3 protein-coding genes are annotated in these 1,411 nt (G+C 51.7%); all 3 read left to right on the top strand.

Translation table 11 applies throughout. The features are described 5' to 3' along the window. Positions 1–339 (top strand): phage tail tip fiber protein (locus tag Xinn_RS20805; protein WP_153043434.1); only part of this gene is annotated, 339 nt, incomplete at its 5' end. A gap of 5 nt (positions 340–344) precedes the next feature. Continuing rightward, positions 345–704, top strand: a complete 360-nt coding sequence (locus tag Xinn_RS20800; protein ID WP_244590289.1) for a hypothetical protein — start codon at positions 345–347, stop codon at positions 702–704. A gap of 1 nt (position 705) precedes the next feature. Beyond that, positions 706–1,326 carry a hypothetical protein gene (locus Xinn_RS20795; protein ID WP_099137809.1) on the top strand — a complete coding sequence of 207 codons (621 nt, stop codon included), beginning with the start codon at positions 706–708 and terminating at the stop codon, positions 1,324–1,326. The last annotated feature ends 85 nt before the right edge of the window (positions 1,327–1,411 follow it).

Below are 1,411 nucleotides of genomic sequence, written 5' to 3'. Positions count from 1 at the left end.
GGCAAAGTGGAAACTCACTTTGCGGTGCGGGCGAACCAGTTTACCGTGGTGAACCCGAGCAATGACAAGCTGGAGTCCGTTTTTATGATTAAAAACGGGCAGGTGTTTATCCGGGATGCGTTTATTGATATGGCGAATATTCGGCAATTGGTGGTGGGGGATGAAATTAAATCCGCCAACTTCGATCCCCGGAACAAAACCGGGTTCAGGCTGGACATGAAAACCGGGGAAGAGGTGCGTTACGGCCGGGGTCGCTCAGGCTACTGGGTCGAAACCAACAACCTCAAACAACTTTTTGACAATAACGGTCGGTTACGTATTCGCATGGGGTTCTGGTAATGGGCATGGGATTAGAGATTTATGACGAGAAAGGGCGGGTGATTATCACCACGAACAATATCATTCCGCGTTTTCTGGGCACGCACGTCATCCCGTTGAGCAAAACCGGCAGTCTGTATTTGCCGGGCTTAAGCGAGGGCGGCAATGTGACGGCCCGCTTCTTTTTACGCATGCGCAGCAGGGGCAGCTCCGGGGCACAGGCGGTGCAGCTCAGTAATGAATTTACCTCGTTCAGCGTGTCCGGCAGCACCTTCCGCTATCACGTTGATTATGACACCTATCGCTGGGAGCATGGCGGTAGTGGGGGCGGGCAAACGAACCCGGGGGTAGACATGCAAAACCGGGTGACAATTTGGGCGATTTAACATGCTGGGATTAGAATTTTATACCGATAACGGGCGGGTGCAATTGTCCGACAAAACGCCGTCACTGGGCTTTTTACGCAAAGCCCAGCCCGGTGAAAGCAATGTCGGCTGGGATGAACGCTACTACAATTACGCCGAAGTGTTCGGCGCAGGCGGTAAATATTTTTTTGCCCCCATTTCTCAATTAAATATTCAGGGGAGCAGCGGGCTGGAGGTCTACAGTGAGCGCGGTGAACTGATGTTTTCGTCGGCCATGAAATTACTGTCGTTTATAACGCATTTCTATGTAGACATTCCCAATAATAAAAGCAGGCCGTTTGTTTATGTGGGCGAGCCGGGTCGGCGTTACGGCTTTATGCCGATTAAGTGGCAGACGCGTCAGCATTATAAAAACATCCGGTATACCCCCGGCGAAAATAACCCGCCGTTTTATGATGAGGAGTGGGACTATGACGTCTGGCTGGAATCTTTTGAGGGGAAATACAGCGATGGACGCATTGAAATTGCCTATACCTATGAGTACCTCTCGCACCGGGGAACAGGCGTCGATCCCGGTACATGGAGTGGCCCTCCGCCTCTGCTGGAAGGCTTTATCGTCGATTTAACCATGATAGAAGGTTAACCCGCCCTCTTTTTTCTCAGGAACACACGATGATTTACACACAAGGCACAATCAGTACCGTGTCCGGCTCGGCGTTTGTCCGGGG

This window comes from Xenorhabdus innexi (genome assembly GCF_002632485.1).
GTDB classification, from domain to species: Bacteria; Pseudomonadota; Gammaproteobacteria; order Enterobacterales; family Enterobacteriaceae; genus Xenorhabdus; species Xenorhabdus innexi.
The sequence above is the reverse complement of the archived record's forward strand: the minus strand, read 5'-3'. Positions and strand labels throughout refer to the sequence as shown.